Consider the following 26,628-nt stretch of genomic DNA (forward strand, 5'->3'; position numbering starts at 1 on the left):
TAATCGTAAGATAATAACCTTTTAAAACAAGTCATTGTAAACGTCAGCTTTAGAAAACCGCGACCCTTCAAATTCTACCGTTTCCATACCATCGACAGCACGCTGTAACTCTTCAGTGAAATCAACATTTGATTCAAATGCATTTACTTTTTCGCGACGTGGTTTCGTCTTCGGCTGTTTTGGTACAAAAATCGTACAACAATCTTCATATGGACGAATTGAGATCTCATACGTATCAATTTCCTTTGAAATATCGATAATATCTAATTTATCCATCGAGATTAGTGGCCTCAAAACTGGGTAATTTGTTACTTCATTGATGGTATGCATGCTTTCCATTGTCTGACTCGCAACTTGGCCAAGACTTTCACCGGTAATCATTGATAAAATATCACGCTTTTCCGCGACCATTTCACTAATTCGAAGCATCATCCGACGCATAATTGTCATTCCGTAATTTTCGGGCATTTCTTTATGAATTTTTTGCTGAACTTCTGTAAATGGAATGATATGAAGTGTGATTTTCCCGCCGAAACGCGTTAATTTTTCGGCTAAATCTTCAACTTTTTGACGCGCACGTTCACTTGTGAACGGTGGCGAATGAAAATGAATCGCTTCAAGCTCAACGCCCCGCTTCATCGCTAGATAACCAGCAACAGGGCTATCGATTCCTCCTGACATTAACAATAAGCTCTTGCCGGCTGTACCGACAGGCATACCGCCTTTACCAGCAGTTTTTGACGATGTAATATACGTTGCATCTTTTCTTATTTCGACTCGTACTTCAACATCGGGTTTGTGAACATTAACCACCCATCCTTCAGTATTACTGAGTAGATGGCCACCGAGAATTTGATTCATCTCTTGTGATGAAATTGGAAAACTTTTATTCGGTCGCTTTGTTGTCACTTTAAATGTTTGGCCGGATTCTTTTTCAAGTGCAGCCAAGGCAGCTTCTTTAATCGCTTCTTTTTCATTTTCAACTTTCAACGCTAAGCTAAAAGAGTGGATACCGAAAACTTGTTTACATACATCACTGACACCTTCAGCAGACTCACCGTTTAACAAAATATACATATGATCTCTTTTTGCTTGTATTTTCGTATTCGGAAAATCGATTAACGCTTTACGCATATTATTTTCCAACTTTTGAATAAAGTGCTTTTTATTTTTCCCTTTCAGCACTAACTCTCCGTATCGTATTAATAAATGATTATATTCCATAAAATTACCCCATTAATTTTTCAATATTTTTTATTTTTTCATGTAAAACAACGAGAAACGTCTCAATATCTTCTTTTGACTGGTTCATATGCATACTAACACGAATGGCAGCAGCCGTCTCTTTTGTATCAAAACCACAGGCTAAAAGTACATGACTTGGTTCATTTTGTTTGGATGAGCAAGCTGACTTAGTCGAAACCATAACTCCTTCCTCGCCTAACGCATGGATGAGTACTTCTGGTTTGAACTTTAACACAGAAAAGTTCAAGATGTTGGCGATGGCATCGTCTGGCGAGTTAATACGCACACTAGGAATATCTTTCAAACGACTCCGTAATATTTGATTCAATGTTGTAATGGTTGGATAATTCTTTTTCTGTTCTAACGCTAAGCGCATCGCTTTTGCCAGTGACACGGCACCCGCTGGATTTTCAGTTCCAGGACGAAGGGTATCTTGCTGACCGCCACCATATAGCAATGGCTGTAATGTTAAACCTCTTCGTTTCAATAATAAACCTGTACCTTTTAACCCATGAATTTTATGTCCGGAAATCGATATTAAATCAATACCTTCATGCCAGTAAGGAAGCGAAACCTTTCCAAAACCTTGTACATGATCAACATGAAAATGTGTGGTTGGCCATTCTTTCAGCAATTCTGCTACCTGCTCGATTGGCTGAATGCTTCCAATTTCGTTATTCACGTGCATGAGTGTAACTAATATCGTATCTTTACGAATCGATTGTCTTAACTCATCAACCGAGATCTTCCCCGTCTTATTAACAGGAAGATAGGTGACCTGGAACCCTTCTCGTTCTAGTTGCTGACATGTTTCTAAAACAGATGGATGTTCGATTGTTGACGTAATAATATGGTTCCCTCGTTTTTTATGTGCATAAGCAATTCCTTGAATGGCCATATTATTGCTTTCTGTGCCACCAGACGTGAAATAGACTTCTCTTTCATGAATCCCCAGTAACGAAGCGATTTGCTTCCGTGATTCGCTCACCAATTTTTCGACTTCTCCTCCAGCGATGTGTATAGACGAAGGATTAGCAAAAAAATCGGTCGCCACTTTTGTATAGGATTGAACGACAGAATCATCTGGTTTTGTCGTTGCACTATTGTCTAAATAAATCATCTTCCGTACTCCTTTAAAAACTCAACGTTATTTCCACCTTAGTATATTAACAAAAACTCACCGATTAACAAGACTGACTACTAAGAAAATCGATAAAAAGTTAAACGATTACTTAGGTGTCAATTCCAAAAAAAGAAGCGTTCCTCATGAAGAAGGAACGGCTTCTTGTTCAATCTCTAACCAATGTAACAGCTCATCGATCGGTACGCCATCAGTGAATTGTTGTTTTTTATCGTATTGATCGACTGTTTTATTCGATGTTGATTCATTTTGACCTTGAGCGGTAACAACTGATTCACTTTCAATCAGTGATACATATTCTTTTTCCGATATATTCGTTTCAGCTGTCTCATTCAAAAATGAAACTTGTATAACATCATCATTCATATTCAATAAAACAAGCAAGACAACTGACCATGTCAGTACACAGGCAACACTGCTAATGATTACAAAACGTTTCCCCATTGTTCACGCTCCTATTTAAGAAACCGATGACTCTTCTGCTCCGACGAATTCTTCAATTCGTTTCAACGCACCAGGTTCAATTTCTTCTAAAGACTGACCGGCTTTTTCCAATGCGCGTTCATATTCATAATCGAGGAAGTCCGCTTCTGCTTCTGCGATATTCGCAGCTAAAATCGGGTATTGACTGCGGTACCGATTCGCATATTGAATCACTCGTTCAGCAAGTGTTGCTTGTTCAATAAGTAAGTCAGTTTGCTCAACCGCTTTTTTAACACATTTTTCCGCTTCATTCAATAATTCAGCAGCTTTATCCATATCGAGTGGTTGCTCTTCAATATTTTCATGCCCTTTTTCGATCAGCTCTCGTGCTTGGTTCACAAGTTCGACTAAATAATTTGGCACGCCAGGCAAATTGTGTTTGTGCAATTTTTGTTTAACGACAAGAATTTGATGTTTCAGTTCTGATATTTGATCTCTAGCCTCAAGTTCGTCTTTTCTCAGATTGTGAAGGTAATGATCAAATGCTTGTTGTGGCTCTTGCCATGCTTCATACTGCGTGAACCATTGTTCAATTGACGTCCGGACCGTTGAAAATGGTTTGTTTTCGTCTTCGAGGGTTTGATTAATTTCAACAGCTGCTCGATCTAATTCATTGATTAATTGTTCAAGTTCTTTTTGTTTTTCTTGCTTTTCGCTATTCAAATGATAATTCTCTTGCACTGCAGCAACATTTTCTTTTGTGATCTCAAATGTTTCCTTAGCTTGCTGTAATTGTTCATCCATTTTCGGAATATGTTCTACTACGTATTTTTTGTCCATTGCTTCTTTTTCAAGATCATCGTAGATTTCTTTAATTCTGGATTCTACTTCGGCTAATTTTTCACTGACTCCATCGTCATTTCCTTGGTTCAATTGCTCAATTAAAGCAAGTAACGTTTCATGTAATAAATTAACTTCTTTATCGACACCGAGGTGTTGGATTCGGAAGCCTTCATCTCTCATTTCACGCAAGCCGTTTTGCAAGTGATCCAACTCTTCCGGAAGGGACTGTTTACATGCTCTATACAACTCAGGAAACTCATTAGATTTCCGTTCAATCTCATTTAAACGAGCCTGCAAGTCATGGACCAATGATTGAGCTTCAGTATAATTACCCTCGTCACTCAACTCTTCAAATCGAGCCAACTCAGCTTCGATTTCATCTAACTCAACTTCAAAGACGACTTCTGCTTTACCGAGTTGATAGCCGTTTTCCAACACTTTTTTACGAACTTCTTTAATTCGTGGATTTACCTTTTTTGCTTCTTCTCTACTGTTTTGTTCGGAATGAAGCAACCGTTCCACTTCTGCAAAAATGTCATCAATTGTATGTTCAACTTGATTTAACGTTTCTTCAGCGGATTGTAATACGAGGAATGCTTTTCGGAATCGATATTTCTCAGCAGCTTCCTCTGAAGCGAGTAATTGATCTTCTAACGAGCCAAATGTTTGATGATTGATTTCATCCCATTCTTCCCGCCAGGATTCAAACAGCTCCTCTGTTTCACCAGATAGATTGAGGTGCCTGATTTTACCCAATTCTTCCGCTACTCGACGATTCATCAAATAGACTTTCTTTTCCTCTAATGCATCTACACGTTGGTATACCTTCCGCCTCATAAAAACACCAACCGAAATAAATGCAACAATGATGATTAAAATTGTTAAAATCAGTTCCATCAGAAGCCCTCCAACCTCACGACTCGTGAATCCTATCTTTATTTCTATATGATAGCATGTTTAAACAATAATTGGCTAAAATTTTAAGCATTTTATATAAAAACTTACCCGTTTATCGGTTTTTATGTCGAATGTTCGGATAACGGCAGCCATTTTTTGAATGTTTCAATGTATGCTCGGATAAATGATTGACTACTTTGGTCCCATGCATACCCCTTTTGCCAATCATTTGCATACATGAACGGCGCATTCAGTAAACTTTTTAATTGAATATGTAAGGCGTCTTTTGAAGCCCCTTTTAATTCCAATACATTTGCCACTGTATTCACCATTTCATTCATTAAATATCGTTCTTTTGCGACATAAGTAGAAAACATTTCTCTAATGAAAATATTATCTAGCGATAATTCACGTTGAATAAAACAAGTAAATTGAAAGTTCTCATACTTATATTGTATAATTTCTTCAATTACATTCAAAATACGTTCTGCTGGCTGATCATCTTGGCGATCTTCAAGTAAATTTTCGACTAACTCTAAATAGCGTTCATAATAGTCGACAGTCATCGTTTCAAGTAATCCTTGTTTATTTTTAAAATAATAACTGATCAAAGAAACATTGACATTTGCTCGCGCTGTGATTGCTCGAATTGATGTCCCTTTAAAGCCATTATAGTAGAATAATTCTGCAGCAGATTCCATTATTTTCTCTCTAGAACTTTTCTCTGACATGAAATCACCTCATATTATTATACCATTCGATAGAATGATTGAAAAACCTTCTCATTTATTTCGGGAGATTACGACAAAAAGGAGAATTACATATGTTTGAAACAATTTCTTATAACGGAACGAAAGAAGAAAATTATCAACTACTGATTAAGCAACTTGCTAGTTTATTGGAAGGTGAAAAAGATGTCATCGCCAATTTATCCAACGCAAGTGCGCTACTGAATCAGTTTTTGGATGAAGTGAACTGGGTCGGATTTTATATTATGAGAGATTATGAATTAGTTCTCGGGCCGTTTCAAGGACTTCCTGCCTGTGTTCGGATTGCAGATGGTAAAGGTGTTTGTGGAACAGCCTCCCAGACTAGAAAAACACAATTGGTAGCTGATGTGAATCAGTTCCCAGGTCATATTGCGTGTGATGCCAGAAGCCAGTCCGAAATTGTTGTTCCGATTATTATAAAGGACGAGGTATACGGCGTATTAGATATTGACAGTCCAATTAAAAATCGTTTTGATGAAATAGATCAAAAATATCTCGAAGAATTCGTCAATACACTCATCCCTTTTATAGATTAAACTTTCTAGTAAATATCCTTGACGGTAATAGGTATTACGCTTATAATGGTCTTTGTGTAAAATAAAGAGCAGCCTATGTGTACCAGCTATGTTGTATTTTGTACCTCCAATGTGAGGTGTATCCCGTAACTCTCTGCTGCTGGAGCGAAGATACATGAAAGCAAAATACGCATGGTGACTGAGGGACACACTGTTACTATTTTATGCAAATACAATATAAAAGGAGGAGAAGCTCGTGTCACGATTCACAGGCTCTCTCTGGAAAAAATCCAGACGTTACGGTATTTCTTTAACCGGAACTGGAAAGGAATTGGAAAGACGTCCTTACGCACCAGGCCAACATGGTCCTACACAGCGTAAAAAGCTTTCCGAGTATGGTTTACAGCTTCAAGAGAAGCAAAAACTACGTTATATGTTCGGAATTACTGAACGTCAATTCCGCAACACGTTTGTTATTGCAGGTAACATGAAAGGTGTTCATGGTGAGAACTTCTTGATCTTACTAGAATCTCGTTTGGATAACCTTGTTTACCGTGCTGGCTTTGCGCGCACACGCCGTCAAGCTCGTCAGCTTGTAAACCACGGTCACATCACTGTAGATGGAAGCCGTCTTGATATTCCTTCCTACCGTGTGAAACCTGGTCAAGTTATTGGGTTGAAAGAAAAATCCCAAAACCTTGACATTATCGTTGAAGCAATCGAAGTAAATAACTTTGTACCAGAGTATTTAACTGTCGATGCTGACAAGAAAGAAGCTACCTTCAACCGCTACCCAGAGCGTGAAGAAATGCCTTCTGAAATCAACGAAGCGCTAATCGTTGAGTACTACTCTCGTTAATTAGCTTTAAAAACTTTGAACGAAAAACTCTCGAACTTTTAATAAAGTCCGAGAGTTTTTTATATTAAAAATGAATAAATTTTGCATTACAGTAGAATCATCCACCATGGACTCATTTGGTATTCGATTAACAAATTATCCCTATGACATTAAATAACATCAACATCATAGGGATCATTGTCCTTCTGTTTATGTAATGGTATAAATTTTCTAGAGAAATAAATACCAACCAATAAATCCAAAAACGATAATTAAAGGAATCAAAATAACATACATGACGGACAAACTAGAAAAACTTTTGTATAAATTATAATCTTTGTTTCCTTTATTACCAATCATGAAGGTAAATATGAGTGCAATAATAGAAATAACCATTATGAGGAAAAGATAAAAGTACATCGATTGGCCTCCCTAAATGTCTTCTGTTTACTTTAATGATAACATATCTATATATTAATTGATGAGACCATTTTTTCATTTGTATGTCTTTTAATTAACAGAAGGTGACCCAACTAAACCGTTTATATAAAATTCTTTATAGGTCCAGGTCGACCAAAATGGTAGCCTTGACCATAATGAATACCTAACTTTTTCGCTACTTGGCAATCCGCTTCAGTCTCAATCCCTTCCAATACGATAAAAATATCCGTCGGGAAAGATTTCATGATCGACTGAATAAATAATTTCTTTTTCGAACTCTCATTCAAGTTCATTGCATAAAAACGGTCGATTTTTGCAATATGGGTATCAATTTCCATACTGTTAACAAAACTATTCCCTTTACCTAAATCGTCTAAAGCTATGCGAAACCCAACCTGTTTTAGCTGTTGAATATTCTCATTAAGTTTGTACATATTTGTATTTTCTTTTTCGTTAATTTCAATTACGATGTTTTGAAAATCCAATGAAACTTTCTCAATGATTTCAATAAACTCTTCATAAAAATTCTGATGACATAGCGTCGATGGAAAAATGTTAATAAAAAGAGTGGATGTATTACACTCCTCTTGTAAGCAATCCTTCTTAAATGTTTCACATGCCATACGAATGGATAACATATCTAATTCATATAGCAACCCTTCGTTTTTAGCTTTCTGAAAAAGCACCTCTGGATTCGGTATTTCTTCCGAACGGATCAGTGCTTCGAACCCGATAATTTCATCGTTCGACAAATTTATGATGGGTTGGAAAACATGAAATATATTAAGTTTTTTTATTGGAGAAATTTCTTTTATGTATGTCACTGAACATTTCCGTCCTTATGCATTAAATTGTCTTGTATAGTTTTAGTATATCGAAACTCGTCGTACATTACTATGAAATTTTCCGTTACAGTTTATATATCGACAAGAACAGCCCAGTGTTTAACAAAGAATTCCCGATTTTTCTTAACGAGTGATTGTTTTGATGTTCAAAAATAAGCCCTGTCATTCGTTTACAATGACGGGGCTTATCATCATTTAAAATAGATCATAAAGCTTCTTGAATAATTTTCTTATAATACAATACGGATAAGAGGCCAAACAATGAATAAAGAACCGCATATAAGCTCATGACAATGAGCATTGGTGTCCATACTTCTGTACCAAAGAAAAACCAACCAGACTGAACAGCGAAGTAACTATGAAGCAGTCCGACGAATAAAGGTATTCCAAAGTTGAAAAATTGCTTGAGCTGAATCCCTTTTATTAAATCCCATTGTGTAAAGCCTAATTTTCTCAAAATCGTATAACTCGGTTTTTCATTTTCACTTTCATCCATTTGCTTGAAATATAATATACAACCGGATGTTACTAAAAATGTAAGACCTAGAAATCCGACGATAAACATGATTAAGCCCATATTCATCTTTTGGTTTCTAGCCATGTTTTGTTGTGAATCATTTCCTGCCCATTGGTCTATTTCTTCGGTTAGAAAAAGCTCATTTGCTTTCTCGATGTCCCGCTCACTAACGTCGACACCTCTGAAGGTTATAGCACCACCATCTTGTGATCGATGTTGCAATTCAGGGTCCAGATCCGCTTTTAATTGTTCGTATTTCGCTTCATCTACAATAGCGATTGGCATTCCGCCACCATTTGTAAAGTAACTAGATACATAATACTCACGATTCAATCCTAGAAATTTCATTGAGAATTCTTCGCTTTTCGTTTTAAGCGTTGCTTCCCCTGAATTTTTAAATGACATAAATCGTTGGAGAAAGTCTGAATAACCGGATAGTAAAAAGTGGTTTTCATCCACATCAATTCCCTCTATTGATTCATCACTGACGATAGGTAATTGTAGTTCACTTGGATCCATTGTCACCGAAGCGTCCTCATTATAGTTAAAATCCATAATACCTGATGCATCTAATTCGACGTTGAATACTTCGATTTGATTTACCTGATAATCGATATTGTTTTCTTCTAAGATTGATGTGAATTGGTTATAGCTTTCTTCATTTACTAGAGAGAAATCATTGATAACAAAATTCTCTGCTTGTTTCTCCGCTGAATAGTAAGAGATATAACTTAAACTTAGTAACCCGATTGCAAGTGCTGACACTGTCGTAATAATTGTCAGCAATAAAGCATTCGATTTCATTCTGAACATAATCGAGGATATTGATAGAACTTGATTAATTGATAAGTAACCTTTATGGCTTTTCCGTATCAATTGCAAAATAAAAGTGACGGAGCCTTTATAAAAAAGGTATGTCCCCAATATAACTGCCCCTAAAATAAATGCCATCGCATAGAACAGTTCATTGACTGTACCAAAGTCTCCACTAAATAGCTGTTGGGAAACAACATAACCGGAAATGATGAAACCAATACCTAACAGACCAAGTAATACTTGAAAAATCGATAGTCTCTTCACCTTCATTTCCGTCGACTGTTGAATCGTAAATAAGGATAGAATACTTTCTTTTTTAATAAACAAATAATTGACGAACATAATGAGTAAGTAAATGACACTAAAGACGATCAGCGTCTGACTAAGCGCTTCCGTAGAAAAATGCAGCGTCGCAATATCGTTTACATCGGTCAATTTATAAACGATCATAACCATTAATTTAGAAATTGAAAATCCAACACCAATTCCAATTGCTAGTGACACAAGATAAAGGATTAAGTTTTCTATCGTTAACAGTCGGAAAACCTTCCCCTTTGTCATCCCAATCAGTTGAAACAATGCAATCTCATTGCTCCGCCGTTTAATAAATAGGTTATTCGCATAAATTAAAAACACACTAACAATTAGGATTAAAACGATTGTACCTGCTCTGACTGCTGCTTGCCCCTTGATCGTTCCAGTAGCTGGATCCATAGAAGCATCGTATTGAAGTGTTACAAATGCAAAATAGATGGATACGCTGAAAATTAAAGCAAATACGTACAAATAATAATTTTTTAGGTTATTCTTCAAGTTTCGATAAATCAATTGATTAACGTTCATGTTGCACCCCGCCCAACACGCCTTGCGTTTTCACAATATCTTTGAAGAATAGTTGTTGGTCTTCATCTCCCTTGTTTAATTGAGAATACACTTCTCCATCCTTCAACAAAACAACACGATCACTATAACTGGCCGCCACCGGATCGTGCGTAACCATTAAGATGGTTGCTTGGTGTTTCTCATTCATTTCAACCATTTTGTTCAATAAGTTTGAAGCGGCTTTTGAATCAAGTGCACCCGTTGGTTCATCCGCAAAAATGATACTCGGTTGATGAATGAACGCCCGTGCTGCAGATGTTCTCTGTTTTTGACCGCCGGAAATTTCACTTGGATACTTATTCCGTTGTTCATAGATCCCCAATTCCTTTGCAGCCAAGTCGAACCTTTCATTTGCCTGTTGTTTGGATACTTTTTGTATTGATAATGGAAGCAAAATATTTTCTTTGACGGTTAGTGTATTCAGTAAATTGTATTCCTGAAAAATAAAACCTAAATGATGCTTTCTAAATTCAGCAAGCTCTTTCGATTTCATATTTGTAATGATGTGACCGTCTATCGTTATTGTTCCGTGACTCGCTTGATCAATTGATGACAATACATTTAATAACGTCGTTTTACCTGATCCTGAAGGCCCCATAATTGTTACGAATTCCCCTTGATCAATGGTAAAATCGATTCCTTTTAATACTTCCGTACGGTTGAATTTGTTTCCGAAACTTTTATAAATTTTTTGAGCTTTCAATAAGTGCATGATTGATTCCCCTCTCGTCATTTCTATCTTTATTGTATCGTGACAATCATGTAGTCTCCTGTGTTTTAACGAACAAAACAGAAAAAGCATATGACATTTTTGTCACATGCTGTTTAGGTTAATCACGTGAATCGTTAATAATTAGCGAGAATCCCATAAATCGACTACTTCATTTTTCTTCGGAAAGATTAACGTAATCGTCGTACCAAACGTTGGTTTTGACTCTACCTCGAGTTTAATATGCAAAGATTCGGCGGCTTGTTTCGCCAAATACAGACCCATACCAGTTGCCCCGTGATCTTTCTGCACCGTCGAAGTGAATCCTTTTTCAAATATTCTCGGTATGTCTTTTGACAAAATCCCCTGGCCTTCATCTCGTATTGAAAGAATAACTTGGCCATTCTGTTGTTTACTTTGTATGTATATATCGGATTCTTCACTATACTTAACGGCATTAGATAACAATTGCCTGAGGATAAAGGAGAGCCATTTAACATCTGTCAAAACCGTTTCTTCTTGTAAGTCGATATCAAAACCAATGCTCTTGTAAATACACCATGATTTCATTTTACGAATCTCTTCATTAATCAACGATTCAAGTAAAATTTCTTCCATGTACAGGTCGCTTTCAATAACAGCAATCCGTTTCTGGTGTAGCTGTTGATCAAGCAACATGTGGATGCGCAGCCATTCATAGTCTAAGTCTGATTTTAAAGTAGGGTTTTCAATGCGATCAATGATTAAATTCATTGCACTTAATGGTGTTTTTATTTCATGAATCCATGATAGCAGTTCGTCTTTTTCTTCTTCCAGTTGAATTCGGTTTTCTGTCTCCATTGATCTTAATTTGTCAAACTGTTGGTTCAGTCGATGTGCAACCACTTTCTCAAAAGGCGTAAAAGGCTTTGGTATTTCCGATGTATCCAGTTCGGCTGATTGATTGTCCATAGATTTATAAAATTTCGATTCTCGTAAATAACGAATGATCAGAAAAAAGACGAAGATGACTGAGGTCAAAAATACAAAATATGTGACAGAACTGAGTGGCCAATTCTGATCCAAGTAAGCCATAAACAGAAGAAGCAATTCAAAAAGAACAAACACACTGATCCAACTTTTCCGTTCGTTTATGTATTTCAAAATCATTCTGTGCCTTCCTTCGCCAAATAGCCTTGTCCGACTTTCGTTTCAATATATTCACCGAGCCCAATCTCGTCTAACTTTTTGCGTAAGCGATTCACATTAACAGTTAACGTATTGTCACTTATAAATCGTTCGTCATCCCACAAACGATGAATTAATTCTTCTCTTGTAACGATATTGTTTTTCTTTTCCAGTAGTTCTTTCAATATAAAAGCTTCGTTTTTTGTTAACTCGATGGACGCTTCATTCGTGGACACCATACTTTTCTCAAAATCAATCGTTGCACCAGCCCATGTTTTTATTTGAACTTGATCATTATTATAATTGTAGACTCTACGAAGAATAGCTTGAATTTTGGCAATTAACACGTCAAAGTGAAATGGCTTTTGAATATAATCATCGGCACCTAGCTGCATGGACATGACCATGTCGGTCGGATGGTCACGTGATGATAAAAAGATGATAGGTACACTTGACGTTGACCGAATCATTCGGCACCAATGAAATCCGTCAAATTTCGGTAATTGAATGTCGATGATAATTAATTCCGGTTGAATGCTGCTGTATTCTTCCATCACATTTGAAAAGTCTTCAATCCCATACACTTCATAAGACCATTGTAAAAGCCTTTCTTTTATTTCATTGAATAAGCTTCTATCGTCTTCGATTACTAATATTTTCATCGTGTCACCTACAGTTTCTTGAACTACTTCCACCTAAATCGCTGTCGAGTTATTGAGGATGGAGTCTTCTGCCGTCTAATGATAAAGATTAACTTTAGTTAATTATATCGACTGTTTTTTTATTCGACAAGTGAATGTATGGGATTCAGTAGCCGAATATTTTTAAAACTCCTTACCACAGCTTGGTAAGGAGTTTGATAACCATGCGATCAGTTTAATTGTGCCTTTAATTCTTCTTTAGATTTGATTTCAACACAGTTATTGATGAAAAGATAATTCATCAATCATTTCTTTTTTAAAGCTTCCTCATTAAAACAAGTAAAGTCAAAAATCAATCACTCATAAAAGCAATTGAAGAAACCGAATAATCTTCATTTAAGGTTGCACTAAATTTTTGTTCATCATTAATCGTTCCATCTACGAAGATGCTGCCCATTTCCCCTCTGTAGGGTTTCTTTAATTCTATTTGACTACCATCCTCATATTCTTGTAATAAGTATTCCCTAACAGAATCATGAATTTCATTTGTATTTTCGTCACTGAATTCACCATTTTGATTCACTTGGCAACCTCCTAATAGTATAATGATAACTAAAATTGGAATAATACCTACTTTCAATTTTTTCAAAATATTCACCTCCAATAAGTTTGAAAAGGATGAGCTATATGAGTCTTTCATCGTCTTCTATATCAGATCATGAAGCTAGTGTTATTTCTGCGCAAACATACAGAGATAACATAGATTATGTAAAAATTAGAGTTGGAGACGGAATCACTTGGAATAAAATCGACGACATCATAGATGAAGACACAGGTTTACGAGGTTACGTATTGCAAAATCCTGAAACCGAAGATATCGTCATTAGTTTTCGGGGAACCGAGACACCAAAAAGTGTTGAAGTCGAACAGAAGTATGTGGGCTCCCCATCTCAAGATGCCAGACTGGCTGGTGGTAGTGCAAAACTCAAGGATGGTAACATCGTATATGAAACCAAAACTGGTTACGATGAACTTGCAAAAGACATCAAGGAAGATATTAACGGTATTATCCTCGGTAACTCGAATTATACCAAAAAAGAATACGGGAAAACAAAGGTTAACGGTTCCCCTGCACAAAATGCAGCACTCGCCAGTGGTAGAGCAAAAATTAATGCTAATGACGGAACGATTAGTTATTTGAACAAAAACCAATTTACGGAAGCGGATGAGGTAGTCAATAAATATGTTGAGCAGCATGGCGCCGATCAAATTACATTTGTCGGTCATTCTTTAGGCGGAGGGTTGGCTGAGTTCTATGCCGTGAAATATGATTCACATGCCGTCACGTTCGCAGCAGCAGATGTATTTGATATTTTACCAAAAGAAGATCAAGAACGTGCAATGGCTGGCGAATATAAAGATAACATTATTTCTTATACGTATCCCGATGACCTTGTCGGTACGTATTACGAACATTCCATCGGATCGCAATACTATATGGATGATCCGTCCCAAGGTGGCAAAGGGTTAGATTCCCATGGGATTGTTAACTTCACAGATCAATCGCTGTATACAGAGGATGGATACTTTTTAGCGAGCGTTCTATATGACGAAATGATTCAAAGTCAGGTCACCCTATCCCCTCTAGCGTTAAAAAACCAAGGCGTTCATGATTTTCACATACAAATTCAATCCGAATTAATGAAAAGTTTTGCTAATGATGTAGAAAATAGTGTTGAAAAAATCGATTCTGCTCGTAAGCTATTAGCAATGTTTCTAGATAACTATGTATCGAATATGAATGAAGTCAAAAATCGATATATGGGTGTTACAGGAATCGGAAACTATGATCAATTAAATGCCTCTCACGTCGAAGAAATATTTCGTGAGTTAACCGCTATTCATTCAAATGGTTCTCCGAAATTGGTTGATACCGAAAAAGTTGAAGATTTGATTGAGAAATTAGGTAATTCCTCGCAAGATACGGGTGAGATTGCTCATCACATGAAAAAAATGGGTGATAATTTTGAGGAATCCGATCGATTGCTGGCTCAATGGTTGCAATTTTAACGATTGATTAGTTTGGTGAAAGAGGTGATAATCCTATGGATGAAGTCGTTGATTGGTGGAAAGAATATTTAGAAAAGAAAAGACAAAAAGAGATGATGAAAGAACAGATTCGTAGCGAGTTGGAATCTATGGTTAATGAGATGAAAGCACAATTGAACAACATTTATGACATCAAGCCAATCTCTAGAAACCATCGTGAAATTATGGGGCAGATCGAACACCAATTTGATGGGAAAGCGAACCAGGCATTAGTGCGACGATTTGAAAAAAATTACGTTCATCTGCTTGAAGCCAATTTAATGTACACTGACCTTTATGAAAGTATTCGGTTGAGAGGTTGGTTTTGGTAAGCTAAAGTACAAAGTGAGCTCCGTCTTTTTAAAAGGACGGAGCTCAAGTTATTTTACTTATTCATTTCTTGCTTCCGTAATTCCACTCGTCTAATTTTTCCTGAAGTCGTTTTTGGTAAATCGTCAATAAATTCGATTTCTCTTGGATATTTGTATGGCGCTGTTGAATTCTTCACATGATCTTGTAGTTCTTTAACCAATTCTTCAGAAGGTTCATTTCCACCCTTCAACACAACGAATGCTTTGACAATATTTCCGCGAACTTCATGTGGGCTGGCCACAACTGCGCATTCTTGAACAACTGGGTGCTTCACAAGAGCATCTTCAACTTCGAATGGTCCGATTGTATAACCAGAACTGATGATGATATCATCGCTTCTACCTTCGAACCAATAATAACCTTCTTCGTCCTTAGATGCTTGGTCACCTGTCACGTAATAATTTCCACGTCTTGACGCCGCTGTGCGTTCAGGATCCTTGTAATATTCACGGAAAAGAGCTGGCGTATCCAGTTTAACGGCGATATCCCCTACTTCTCCTGCCTTTACCGGTTGCCCTAAATCATCAATAATATCAACATCATTTCCTGGTGTGGGCTTACCCATAGCACCCGGCTTAACTTCCATATCTTTCATGAATCCTAGCAGTAGAGTGTTTTCAGTTTGACCATATCCATCGCGTACGGTAATGTCAAAATACTTTTTAAAGGTGTTGATGACTTCAACGTTTAATGGTTCGCCTGCAGATACAGCACTATGCAATGAAGACAGGTCATATTGGTCCAAGTTGTCTTCTTTAGCCATCAAACGATATTCTGTCGGTGTACAACATAGCACATTGATTTTCTCATCTTGTAATAGTGTTAAATAAGTGTTTGGCTTGAACTTTCCATTATAAACAAAACCAGTTGCTCCTGAACCTAATACAGAGAGAAATGGACTCCAAACCCATTTTTGCCAACCTGGTCCTGCTGTAGCCCAAACTTTATCTCCCTCGTTAATGGACAACCAATTCGGAGCGGCCGTTTTTAAATGAGCATAACCCCATCCATGTGTATGAACGACACCTTTTGGATTACCGGTTGTTCCTGATGTGTAAGGTAAAAATGCAATGTCATCTCTTTCCGTATTGGCCATTGTCAACTCATCCGATTCATCAGCCATTAATTCATCTAAATAGTTCCAACCTTCAACAGCTTGACCGACAGAGAACTTCACCAATTGATCGTATTCTTCCAATCCTTTATATTGATCAACATAAGGATAATAAGAAATGACACCCCTTGCTTCACTGTGACTCACACGATACTGTAAATCTTTCTCCTTCAACATTTCCGAGCTTGGTATGATAATAATTCCCGTTTTCAATGCAGCAAGATATACTTCATACGCTTTAATTAAGCGTGGTATCATGACGAGGACTTTGTCTCCTCTACGAAGACCATTTTTCGTAAAAGCGTTTCCAATTTTATTTACATTTTTCATTAAATCATCATACGTACACTCTTCTCGGTTACCTTCCTCATCCAACCAAACGATTGCTTTTTTGCTAGAACCATCAGCATATTTTTCCATTTCAGATACAATGTTGTAAGTTGCAGGGGCAATTAAATCTGTTTTGTTCATCTAGTTCCAACTCCCTTTCTAATTATGTTGTATTATTATATCAAAATTTGTGAATATTTTAAATTAAATAATTAAAAAGAATTTAAACTTATATATAATCATCCATCGTTCGAGTTATAGGATTCATTATACTTAGATTTAAAAAACACCCTCAAACGAACGCTAAATGCGTCGTGTGAGGGTGTTTATGACTTCAATTAAATTATGACTTGTTGAATCCTTTTCCTTGTACAAAGTCTTTCATATTCATACGAACTTGTTTGCTTAGCATGCTCGTCATTTGATCGGACCACCGATCCTGTCTTTCACCACTTGTTCTCGTTTCGTAATAACTGGATACAGTCTCGTCATATTCTTTCAATTGATTCGTATATACTTCAACATTTGAATTGTATTTCCCTTCATGATACACATGGTGTAAAGGTAAACGTGGTTTTGGATTGGACAGGTCGGCTGGATAGCCAATAGTCATACCGAATAACGGGATGACATGAGAAGGCAAGCCCAAATAATCTGAAATGGACTCAATATTGTTACGAATTCCGCCTAAATAACAGATGCCAAGTCCCATCGACTCTGCCGCAATAGCAGCATTTTGCGCTGCAAGAGTCGTATCCGTAATACCGACAATGAATTTCTCCGTACTTTCTAAAGTGTCAGCAATCGATTCTCCTTTATTTTCAGCCAATAGCTCATGGCGATAAAAATCAGCACAAAAAATAAGAACACGACTAGCATGTTCCACATGTGTGTTTTTAGAAAACTCAGCAATTTTTTTCTTTCCTTCATCGTCTTTGATTCCGATAATCGAATATGCTTGAACAAAACTACTCGTGGAAGCACTTTGTGCAGCTTGAATAATTGTTTCAATTTGTTCATCAGAAACGGGTTCATCCGTATATTTACGAATGGAACGGTGATTTAAGATTGTTTCAATTGTTGTATTCATTCATCATACCTCCATTTATTTTCAATCTATATCGTATATTAGTTCACAAATCGTTTGCAAGGGATTATAATAGAATATAAATCCTAGTAAACATATAGGAATTAAATTATAGGAGGGTTACACTATGTCTGAAGAAATGAATCAGCAACCTGAGATTCGCATACCACGTGTAGGTGAAAAAGCACCTCATTTTGAAGCATTAACAACTCAAGGAATGAAAAGGTTGGAAGACTACCAAGGGAAGTATTTAGTATTGTTCTCCCATCCAGCAGATTTCACACCTGTTTGCACAACTGAATTTGTTGCTTTCCAAGCGATCTATCCACAGCTCCGTGAATTGAACACAGAACTGTTAGGTCTTAGTATCGACAGTAATCAGTCTCACTTAGCTTGGGTCAACAATATCGAAGAAAATTTTAATATTAAAATTGAATTTCCTGTTATTGCTGACTTGAATAAAGACGTCGCATCTAAATACGGCATGTTAACACCAGAACATAATTCCACAGAGACGAATCGAGCTGTCTTTGTCATTGATGATAAAGGAATTGTTCGTGGAATTATCTATTACCCATTACAAACGGGAAGAAACATGGACGAAATCGTTCGCTTGATCAAAGCATTGCAAACGACTGACGAACATAAAGTCTCTACTCCTGCAAACTGGGAGCCTGGTGATAAGGTCATCGTTCCACCACCTTCTACTCAAAAAGAGCTAGAAGAACGTAAAAAAGATGACAGCTTAGAAATGATTGATTGGTATTTGGCTAAAAAATCACTCGATTAATCTACCAACCCATAAATAAAACTCCTCATTCTCGGTGAATGAGGAGTTTTAATATGAATTATTCTACTTCAGCTAGTTTTTCTTCGATTTGGGTCATGATGTCTGCAGCTTCTTGCCAATCTCCATTTGATAATGCATTTTGATATTGCTCAAATAAATCGGAGAACTCGTTCAATAACTCATTCGCTTCATCTAATGGGACACCTGCTTCACCTTCTTCAATTTCATCAGGTGCTGCATTAGATTCGATATAAGTCAAAATTCGATTTAACGCTTTATCAAACGTCGCTTCCATCACGATATAATCTTCATAAGCAATGATAACCTGCTTCACTTCCGGTAAAGATGTTTCATTACTTGATTCGATATAAATGGGTTCTACATACATCATCGTGTCTTCGATTGGAATAGCCAAGAGATTTCCTCGAATGACTTTTGATCCACCTTGCGACCATAAATTCAATTCTTGAGAAATCGTACTATCCTGGTTGATTCTGTTTTCGATCTGTTGTGGACCATACACATTTCGCTGTTTCGGGAAGCGATAAACAATTTTCTCACCATAATGCTCACCATCATTTCGCACACCAATCCATGCAATCATGTTTTGTCGCTGCCTTGGTGTATATGGCATCATCAATATAAACTCTTCTTGCTCTGCATCTGGTAACTTCATCGTTACGTAATATGGATCCATTTCGGTATCTGAATCGTAATATTTCTCAGTCGGGAACTGCCAGAAATCTTCTCGGTTATAAAAGACTTCTAAGTTTTCCATGTGATACGTTCCATACATTTCTGCTTGAATGCTGAACAACCGCTCCGGATAACGGAAATGAGCTTGAAGATTTTCTGGAATGTCTTCCGTAAATAAATCCGGGAACATATTTGCATACGTTTGAACAAGTGGGTCTTCTTCATCGACGATATAAAAATTCACTTCACCAGTATAAGCATCAATTTCGATTTTGACTGAGTTTTTAATATAGTTATTTTTATCATTGTATTTCTCTGCATATGGATATTGGCTATCTGTTAAATAAGCATCGATAATCCATGCAAGACTTCCATCATCCCGCACATAAATATATGGGTCTTCCTCATATTCAAAGAATGGAGCAATGCGTTTCACCCGATCTAAAATGTTTCGTGTGACAAGGATCTGACTTTCATCGGTTACTTGATCAGACACTAACATCCGGAATGACATCTCATTCAATGAAAAGAGTAATCGATTCAGTCCAGTGAACGGAATCCCTGTATCCGCTTCATAACGATTAGATACGTTTGATTCGCCATCTGGATAGTCAAACTCATCCACGGCTGAGTTTACGATGACAGTTGGATACGATTGTTCACCGAAATAAATTTGCGGGCGTTCTACATCAATCTCACCCGATGTCGGTAAGTTTTTCACGAGGTATTTAGGTTGCCCTTGTGCTGTCACTTCATTTACGTGACTCATCGCAACACCATAGCCATGTGTATATCGTAAGTTTTGGTTTACCCATGTTTGTGCTTGCTCTGGTAAATCTTTCATACTTAATTCACGGGCACCGATAAACACTTGTTCATATTCACCGTCAATCATATAACGGTCAATATCGATATCTTTAAACTCATAATACGTACGGAACGTTTGGATTTGATTATAAACATCCTTCAACGGACGTGAGTCATTAATTCGAATATTATTGATCGTCATTTCATTTCGTTCGACCATCTCCTCATCCAACGAAGCATTTCCTGGATGATCTTTCACTTCCATATCTTCCAACTCGTACGCCTGGCGCGTCATTGCTAAGTTTTTTTCTAGATATGGGGTCTCTTGTTGGAATTCATTTGGTGAGACGATGAATTGTTGAACGACTACTGATACTGCTTGACTGCCGAATAATACAAGTAAATAAAGACCAAACGGAATGATCAACCGCATATAATTTTTACGGAATAGCGTTATTACGGCCCAAACAGTTGCTAGCACTGTTACTGCAGCAAGTACATAAGCACTTGGAATGTTAATGACGTCATCTGTATAGCTTACCCCATAAACAGCGCTCTTTTGGAATGCATTTACTTGATTAGTAAATAAAGCATCATACATACCGAGGTAATGTGTAGCCGCTAATGATAGTCCGAAAATAATCATGTAAAAAGCTAACTGTATTTTAGCGATGCGGTGATGAAATGCTTGAAACATGAAATAACTGAAAGCTGCGACACCCGCTAAAATTAAGGAAAGAATCATCAAAACGTTCAACACGAAATTAAGCACGGGTAATGTAAAAAAGTAAAATGAAAGGTCATGTCCGAAATGCGGATCCGCTTGGTTGAAGCTGACTTGGTTGAACACCTTTAACACAGGCTCCCAGCCAATTTTTTGGACAATGAAACTTCCAAGTAAACCAATTAAAATGGAAATAATGATATTGGTCCATGTAACCATCTTTTTCGGACCGATTTGTTGAATAAACTTCGCCTTACCGATTGTATCAATGATAATTTTTTGCATCCCGGCAAGGGTGAAATAGGTGAAAATAAAAAACAATAAGAATCCAGCAACGATTAAACTGATCTTTGTAATCAACGTTGTCGTATAAACAGATTCAAAGCCTAATGATTCCATCCAAATATAATTCGTCAAAAAATTAAAGATGACTGGAATGGTTAGTAACAGAAGAAAGATGAAGAAAAAGATCGTTCCCCATTTAAAGATTTTCTTCTTTTGAGTAGAGGTCATTTTATTTTGATTAAAAACAACCGTTTTCGATTTGCCTTTTGGCCCATTTGGACCGTTCGTCGTCCAATTCATTATGTATTCCCTCACTTTTCTTTCATATATAACCATTTTATCATACGTTTACTGTCTCGACATGGATTGTAGTAAAACAATGTAAAAAATCTATTTAGCATACAAGAAGAAACTGAGCCAATAGAAAAACGTTGATTCAAAAGACGAAATATCATTTGAAGTAAGCAGACATGAAGCGTAGTCAATACGCAATAAGGTTAGATGAATGACGATACGGTGGCTGACTGCTGATGTTCACATGCTGACTGCTGAAGTTCACCCGCTGACTGCTGATGTTCACCCCATGACTGTTGAAGTTAACCACCCAAGTAAAAGCTAGCCTATAAATTGTCGCACTGCAAGGCCGTAAAACTTTTATATTGAAAAATAGCGGCCACGCAACGCCCAGTGTTTTGATAGAGAGTCATATAAGCAGAAAACCCGAACAATTTATTTAGGTCTAAATTGTCCGGGTTTCAATTTTTATATATTTTTTATCTGTTTCCGCCGTTGGGCTTACTGATGACGAATCAAGAAATATTTTTTCTTACCGCGACGAATGATGGTAAACAATCCATCCAATTTATCTTCATCCGTTATTTCATAAGCTGTATCCTGCTGTCGTTCTCCATTGATATAAATCGCACCATTGGTAATATCCTCACGCGCTTGGCGTTTGGAAGAGGATATTTTTGAGACAACGAGAAGATCGACAAGGCCGATTGAATTCTCTTCTAGTTCATAGGAAGGGACATCTTTGAACCCTTGCTCAATTTCATTCGCATTTAAAGCTTTAATATCTCCTTCAAAAAGAGCTTTTGAAATTCGAACCGCTTGCTGTAATGCTTCCTCACTGTGAACAAGTTTTGTCATCTCTTCTGCTAATCGTTGTTGTGCTTTTCGCTGTTCAGGACGCTCTTGTACTTCTTTTTCCAATTCAGCAATCTCTTCTAGTGAAAGGAAGGTGAATGATTTCAAAAACTTCACAACATCACGGTCATCCGCATTAATCCAGAACTGGTAAAATTCATAAGGTGATGTTTTATCCGCATCCAACCAAATGGCTCCACCAGCTGTTTTTCCAAATTTAGTTCCATCGGCCTTCGTTACTAACGGTACAGTCAAACCGAAAGCTTTTGCCTCTTCTCCTTCTTCAGTCGTTCGGCGAATTAATTCCAAACCAGCTGTAATATTGCCCCACTGATCACTACCACCTATCTGAAGCGTGCAATTCTCTAGTTGGTAAAGGCGTTGGAAATCCAATGACTGCAGAATCATGTATGTGAATTCGGTATAAGAAATACCTTGTCTAATGCGAGCTTCAACGGACTCTTTCGCAAGCATGTAATTTACACTGAAATGTTTACCGTAATCACGAAGTAAATCGATGACCGACATTTTTGATAACCAATCGAAGTTATTAACGGCTACCGCGCCTTTCTTCTCATCATCAAAATCGATCAGCTTTGATAATTGTCCTTTAATGTCTTCCGTCCATTGTTGTACGATTGATGCGTCATTTAGCTGGCGCTCTTCATTTCGGCCACTCGGATCTCCAATCATACCTGTCCCCCCACCGACGAGTGCAATCGGGCGGTGTCCGGCCATTTGGAATCTTTTTAACATTAAAATCGGTAGCAAATGTCCGATATGTAGACTGTCAGCAGTAGGGTCGAAACCACAATATAATGAAACTTGGTTCTCTTCCAAGTGCTTTCTTAAGCCTTCTTCATCAGTGACTTGATTAATTAATCCTCGTTGCTTCAACTCATCTAAAATATGCATACTGATCCTCCTAAGTTTTGATAGCTATTTATTTTTTACACAAAAAAATCCCACGTCCTATCATAGGGACGAGGGAATCGCGGTACCACCCTAGTTACAGCATTTAGCTGTCACTCATTCAGATAACGGATTTACCGTCTCTAACTTTCATTAGAGAATGCTCCAAGTCGTAATTCGAATCATGAATCGGACTGGTTCGCACCAACCACCAGTTCTCTGTTGCTCCTAAGACATGTTCTACTCTCACTCTTCAATACATTAATATTAAGATTTATTTTCATTTATTAAAGCATATCTATATTTATTTTTCAACTAGAAACAATATTATTCTCTTCATATCATTCGTTGAATTATCAGGTAATTTGTAATATGTAGTGTCTATTAATCTATGCTATAATAAATTAGATTATTTAGGAGGTTTGAAGATGGGTTCAAATGAATCAAAAAATAAATTCCTGAAATTTTTTCAAGACGGAAAGTTTCCTCGTTTTACACGAATCGGCTTAGATGTTGGTTGGAATATTTTATTATTCTTTATCGTCATCGGACTCGTAGGCGGATTCATCGTAGGAGGCGTCGGATTGGGATATTTCGCTTCATTGGTAGATGATATGCCCGTTGAAGATGAAGATGAAATGAAACAACTCATATTTGACTACGAAGAGACTTCTCACATTTACTTTGCGAACGATGTGTATATGGGTAAGCTTCGTAGTGACATTCATAGAGAAGAAACAACATTAGATAAAGTATCAGATCATGTAAAAGATGCTGTCATCGCAACTGAAGACGAACTATTTTATGAGCATAATGGATTCGTACCGAAAGCGATTATGCGTGCGATGTTACAAGAATTCACAAATGCTGACTCCCAAACGGGTGGTAGTACATTAACACAGCAGATTGTAAAAAAACAAATTCTTTCCAGTGAAGTTTCCTTTGACCGGAAAGCAAAAGAAATTTTAATAGCTTCGAGAATTGAGAAGTTCATCGAGAAAGATCAATTGTTAGAAGCTTATTTAAATATCGTTCCTTTTGGGCGGGATTCTTCGGGTAGAAACATAGCCGGCATTCAAGCTGCTGCAGATGGTCTGTTTGATGTATCACCAAGTGAACTGAACTTGGCTCAAGCAGCATACATAGCAGGTATGCCGCAAAACCCTTATGCTTATACACCGTTTCTACAAGGTGGCGAAAAGAAATCAGAAAAAGCATTACAGGATGGCTTAGACCGGAAAAATATTGTTTTAAGCAGAATGTTAGAAACGGGAAAGATTACCGAAGAACAATATAATGAAGCTAGAGATTTTGATGTAATTGCTAGTTTGACAGATAAAAAGGAATCACTTTTTTCAGATTATCCTTATTTAACTATCGAGATCGAACAACGTGCCATTGAGAAAATGGCATTGCATTTAGCAAAGAATGATGGTTATTCAAAAGAAGAGTTTTATTCGGCGGACGAGAAAGAATCTCGAACGGAATATCGTGAACAAGCGGAACGTGATTTGAAACATAAAGGCTACAGCATCCATACAACCATCAACAAAGATATATACGATGCTTGGCAGGAAGCTACCGCAAATTACGGTCACTTCTATCCAACGAAAACAGTTCAGGTTACTAATCCGCAAACTGGTGAATTGGAATCGCGTGAAATTCCAATTGAAACGGGTGCGAGTATGATTGAAAACAGCACAGGACGGATTATTTCGTTTGTAGGTGGACGTGGCTATAAAAATGACAATATCAACTATGCTTTTTATAACACTCGACCAAACGGAAGTACGATGAAGCCGTTGCTCGGTTATGGACCAGCGTTTGAACAAGGAATTTTCCAACCGGGTTCACCAGTACCAGATATTGGTTTTACGATAGGTGACTGGTCACCTTCCAACTATGCTGGTAGAGAACGTGGTATTGTGACGGCAAGAGAAGCTTTGGCAAAATCTCATAACCTGCCTGCTACTCGTGTCATGCGTGGATTATTGGCTGTTGATAATAACCCAGCAAGATATTTAACGAAACTGGGTATTACCGAATCCAACGAACAAGCACAAACGGAGAATTTCGCTCCTGCAGTCTTAGGCTCTTTCTACACAACAGTCGCAGATGTGACGAGTGGGTTTACAGCATTTTCGAATGGCGGAAAACGAGCTGAACCGTTTATGATTGAAAAAATAGTAGACCAGGATGGTAACCCTGTTTATGAGCATGAGGTTGAAGAAACCGAAGTCTTTTCGCCACAAACAGCATATTTAACGCTGGATGTTATGCGTGATGTTATATCAAACGGTACAGCAACCTATGTGAACAGTCGTTTGAATAACACGAGTGTTGATTGGGCCGGAAAAACGGGTACATCTCAAAACTTTGCAGATGCTTGGTTTGTCGGTACAAATCCAAATGTGACAATCGGTACATGGTTCGGGTACGGATTATATGATTTAGATGCAAGTGGAAGAGTGACAGATAGAGAAAGTAATATTATGAGTCTAAACAGTTGTCCTGGTGGCTGTTCGCTTGGTTATAGTAATCGTAATACAGGTTACTGGTCAGAACTGGTGAATGCAGCGGCAGAAATTGACCCTGAACTTGTTACACCTAGCAAGCGACATGAAAGCCCAGGTGGAATCGTGCAGCGTAGCTACTGCTTGATTTCTGGAAAACTTCCTAGCGATGCTTGTCAAGCGCTCGGATTAGTTCAAACCGATCTCTTTAATATCGAACATGTTCCAACAGAAAAAGATGACAGTGTCATGAAAGGTAACTATGTAAAAATCGGTGATAAAACGTATGAAGCTGCCGATTCGACTCCAGAAGAATTTACGGAACAAGGCTATTTCATTAAACCTGATTTCATTAAAGAAATGGGGCCTGCTTGGTTCCAGATTGATGACCTCAGTAAACTGCTGCCGGATAATGAAGCTTGGAATGATTTAGTCGTCCCTGAATCTGAATCACCTAAAAACAGTAATCCTGGAACGCCAAGTGGTGTTTCCATGAGTGGTAGCACATTAACATGGAACGATAGCAGTAATGCGATCGGCTACCGCGTCTTTATGGCTAATGAAAAAGGTGGAGACTTTAAACAGATTGACGCTACGACAGAAACTTCAATACGTGTTCCATCGAAAAATAAAGTTTACGCTGTTCGTGCAGTGAATTTTTATGGTAAAGAATCTAGTATGTCCAGTACAGTCATATACGGTAACGTAACTTCTGAAGAAGAGAAAAAGAAAAAAGAAGAAGAGAAGAAAAAGAAAGAGGAACAAAAGAAGAAGGAAGAAGAACGTAAGAAAAAAGAAGAAGAAAAGAAAAAGAAAGAAGAGCAAAAGAAGAAAGAAGAAGAGGAAAAGAAAAAAGAGGAAGAGAAAAAGAAAGAAGAGGAAGAGAAAAAGAAAGAAGAGGAAGAGAAAAAGAAAGAAGAACAAAAGAAGAAAGAAGAAGAAGAGAAAAAGGATGACGATGAGGAGAAAGAAAACACAGGAAACTAATTCTCAATCTCTCTGACTACAAATCTTAATTGGAAACCATCACCTTATTGGCAAGCAGCATAAGTTAGCTGCTTGCTATTTTTT

The 26,628-nt window shown here is 37.4% G+C and carries 22 protein-coding genes and 1 other annotated feature; of the genes, 6 read left to right on the forward strand and 16 right to left on the reverse strand.

Annotation, left to right across the window (positions count from 1 at the left end; translation table 11 throughout):
* Positions 1–21: 21 nt before the first annotated feature.
* The 5 genes from thiI to refZ all read right to left on the reverse strand — a co-directional run bounded on the left by thiI (position 22) and on the right by refZ (position 5,280).
* A complete protein-coding gene (gene thiI / locus FPQ13_RS04325; protein ID WP_144088097.1) occupies positions 22–1,224 on the reverse strand; it encodes a tRNA uracil 4-sulfurtransferase ThiI in 1,203 nt (400 codons plus the stop codon).
* A 4-nt stretch (positions 1,225–1,228) separates the two neighbouring features.
* Positions 1,229–2,365: a cysteine desulfurase family protein gene (locus tag FPQ13_RS04330; protein WP_144088098.1), complete on the reverse strand. Its 1,137-nt coding sequence runs from the start codon at positions 2,363–2,365 to the stop codon at positions 1,229–1,231.
* A 144-nt stretch (positions 2,366–2,509) separates the two neighbouring features.
* The gene (locus FPQ13_RS04335; RefSeq protein ID WP_144088099.1) at positions 2,510–2,830 is read right to left on the reverse strand and encodes a hypothetical protein; all 321 of its coding nucleotides are present in this window, start codon (positions 2,828–2,830) and stop codon (positions 2,510–2,512) included.
* Between the two features lie 15 nt (positions 2,831–2,845).
* Positions 2,846–4,549 (reverse strand): septation ring formation regulator EzrA, encoded by a 1,704-nt coding sequence (locus tag FPQ13_RS04340; protein ID WP_144088100.1) that lies wholly within the window; start codon positions 4,547–4,549, stop codon positions 2,846–2,848.
* A gap of 122 nt (positions 4,550–4,671) precedes the next feature.
* Positions 4,672–5,280, reverse strand: a complete 609-nt coding sequence (gene refZ / locus FPQ13_RS04345; protein WP_144088101.1) for a forespore capture DNA-binding protein RefZ — start codon at positions 5,278–5,280, stop codon at positions 4,672–4,674.
* Positions 5,281–5,372: 92 nt separating this feature from the next.
* Between refZ and FPQ13_RS04350 the strand changes: the two genes are divergently transcribed.
* Both FPQ13_RS04350 and rpsD read left to right on the forward strand, forming a co-directional pair.
* Entirely contained in the window at positions 5,373–5,855 is a 483-nt protein-coding gene (locus FPQ13_RS04350) for a GAF domain-containing protein (RefSeq protein WP_144088102.1), read from the forward strand.
* Between the two features lie 235 nt (positions 5,856–6,090).
* Positions 6,091–6,693, forward strand: coding sequence for a 30S ribosomal protein S4 (rpsD, locus tag FPQ13_RS04355; protein WP_144088103.1), 603 nt, complete (start codon positions 6,091–6,093; stop codon positions 6,691–6,693).
* Between the two features lie 210 nt (positions 6,694–6,903).
* Here the strand turns inward: rpsD and FPQ13_RS04360 are convergent, their stop codons facing one another.
* From FPQ13_RS04360 to FPQ13_RS04390, 7 genes are all read right to left on the reverse strand, one after another.
* On the reverse strand, positions 6,904–7,092 hold the full coding sequence (locus tag FPQ13_RS04360; protein ID WP_144088104.1) for a hypothetical protein: 189 nt from the start codon (positions 7,090–7,092) through the stop codon (positions 6,904–6,906).
* A 122-nt stretch (positions 7,093–7,214) separates the two neighbouring features.
* A complete protein-coding gene (locus tag FPQ13_RS04365) occupies positions 7,215–7,937 on the reverse strand; it encodes an EAL domain-containing protein (protein ID WP_144088105.1) in 723 nt (240 codons plus the stop codon).
* Positions 7,938–8,163: 226 nt separating this feature from the next.
* Entirely contained in the window at positions 8,164–10,134 is a 1,971-nt protein-coding gene (locus tag FPQ13_RS04370; RefSeq protein ID WP_144088106.1) for an ABC transporter permease, read from the reverse strand.
* Positions 10,124–10,885 (reverse strand): ABC transporter ATP-binding protein, encoded by a 762-nt coding sequence (locus FPQ13_RS04375; protein ID WP_144088107.1) that lies wholly within the window; start codon positions 10,883–10,885, stop codon positions 10,124–10,126. The genes FPQ13_RS04370 and FPQ13_RS04375 overlap by 11 nt, the downstream gene beginning before the upstream one ends.
* A 141-nt stretch (positions 10,886–11,026) precedes the next feature.
* On the reverse strand, positions 11,027–12,031 hold the full coding sequence (locus FPQ13_RS04380) for a sensor histidine kinase (protein WP_144088108.1): 1,005 nt from the start codon (positions 12,029–12,031) through the stop codon (positions 11,027–11,029).
* Positions 12,028–12,711, reverse strand: coding sequence for a response regulator transcription factor (locus tag FPQ13_RS04385; protein WP_144088109.1), 684 nt, complete (start codon positions 12,709–12,711; stop codon positions 12,028–12,030). The genes FPQ13_RS04380 and FPQ13_RS04385 overlap by 4 nt, the downstream gene beginning before the upstream one ends.
* Positions 12,712–13,042: 331 nt before the next feature.
* Positions 13,043–13,339 (reverse strand): hypothetical protein, encoded by a 297-nt coding sequence (locus FPQ13_RS04390; protein ID WP_144088110.1) that lies wholly within the window; start codon positions 13,337–13,339, stop codon positions 13,043–13,045.
* A gap of 38 nt (positions 13,340–13,377) precedes the next feature.
* Here FPQ13_RS04390 and FPQ13_RS04395 point away from each other — a divergent pair, with 38 nt between their 5' ends.
* Together FPQ13_RS04395 and FPQ13_RS04400 are read left to right on the forward strand one after the other, a co-directional pair.
* Complete coding sequence (locus FPQ13_RS04395; protein WP_186279542.1) at positions 13,378–14,760, forward strand: alpha/beta fold hydrolase; 1,383 nt, start codon at positions 13,378–13,380, stop codon at positions 14,758–14,760.
* A gap of 35 nt (positions 14,761–14,795) precedes the next feature.
* Positions 14,796–15,110 (forward strand): hypothetical protein, encoded by a 315-nt coding sequence (locus FPQ13_RS04400; protein WP_144088112.1) that lies wholly within the window; start codon positions 14,796–14,798, stop codon positions 15,108–15,110.
* A gap of 53 nt (positions 15,111–15,163) precedes the next feature.
* Here FPQ13_RS04400 and mbcS read toward each other — a convergent pair whose 3' ends face one another.
* Together mbcS and nfsA are read right to left on the reverse strand one after the other, a co-directional pair.
* Positions 15,164–16,735 (reverse strand): acyl-CoA synthetase MbcS, encoded by a 1,572-nt coding sequence (mbcS, locus tag FPQ13_RS04405; RefSeq protein ID WP_144088113.1) that lies wholly within the window; start codon positions 16,733–16,735, stop codon positions 15,164–15,166.
* A gap of 202 nt (positions 16,736–16,937) precedes the next feature.
* A complete protein-coding gene (gene nfsA, locus FPQ13_RS04410; RefSeq protein WP_144088114.1) occupies positions 16,938–17,684 on the reverse strand; it encodes an oxygen-insensitive NADPH nitroreductase in 747 nt (248 codons plus the stop codon).
* A 124-nt stretch (positions 17,685–17,808) separates the two neighbouring features.
* On the opposite strand from nfsA, the gene FPQ13_RS04415 reads away from it, so the two are divergent.
* Positions 17,809–18,471, forward strand: a complete 663-nt coding sequence (locus tag FPQ13_RS04415; protein ID WP_144088115.1) for a peroxiredoxin — start codon at positions 17,809–17,811, stop codon at positions 18,469–18,471.
* Between the two features lie 58 nt (positions 18,472–18,529).
* Here FPQ13_RS04415 and FPQ13_RS04420 read toward each other — a convergent pair whose 3' ends face one another.
* Both FPQ13_RS04420 and tyrS read right to left on the reverse strand, forming a co-directional pair.
* Positions 18,530–21,283 (reverse strand): UPF0182 family membrane protein, encoded by a 2,754-nt coding sequence (locus FPQ13_RS04420; RefSeq protein ID WP_246065342.1) that lies wholly within the window; start codon positions 21,281–21,283, stop codon positions 18,530–18,532.
* A 495-nt stretch (positions 21,284–21,778) separates the two neighbouring features.
* A complete protein-coding gene (gene tyrS / locus FPQ13_RS04425) occupies positions 21,779–23,047 on the reverse strand; it encodes a tyrosine--tRNA ligase (protein WP_144088116.1) in 1,269 nt (422 codons plus the stop codon).
* A 61-nt stretch (positions 23,048–23,108) separates the two neighbouring features.
* Positions 23,109–23,310: a binding site (T-box leader), on the reverse strand.
* A 162-nt stretch (positions 23,311–23,472) separates the two neighbouring features.
* On the opposite strand from tyrS, the gene FPQ13_RS04430 reads away from it, so the two are divergent.
* The gene (locus tag FPQ13_RS04430; RefSeq protein WP_144088117.1) at positions 23,473–26,544 is read left to right on the forward strand and encodes a transglycosylase domain-containing protein; all 3,072 of its coding nucleotides are present in this window, start codon (positions 23,473–23,475) and stop codon (positions 26,542–26,544) included.
* Positions 26,545–26,628 lie beyond the last annotated feature (84 nt).

The organism is Allobacillus salarius, assembly GCF_007559425.1.
In the GTDB taxonomy this organism is placed as follows: Bacteria; Bacillota; Bacilli; order Bacillales; family Alkalibacillaceae; genus Allobacillus; species Allobacillus salarius.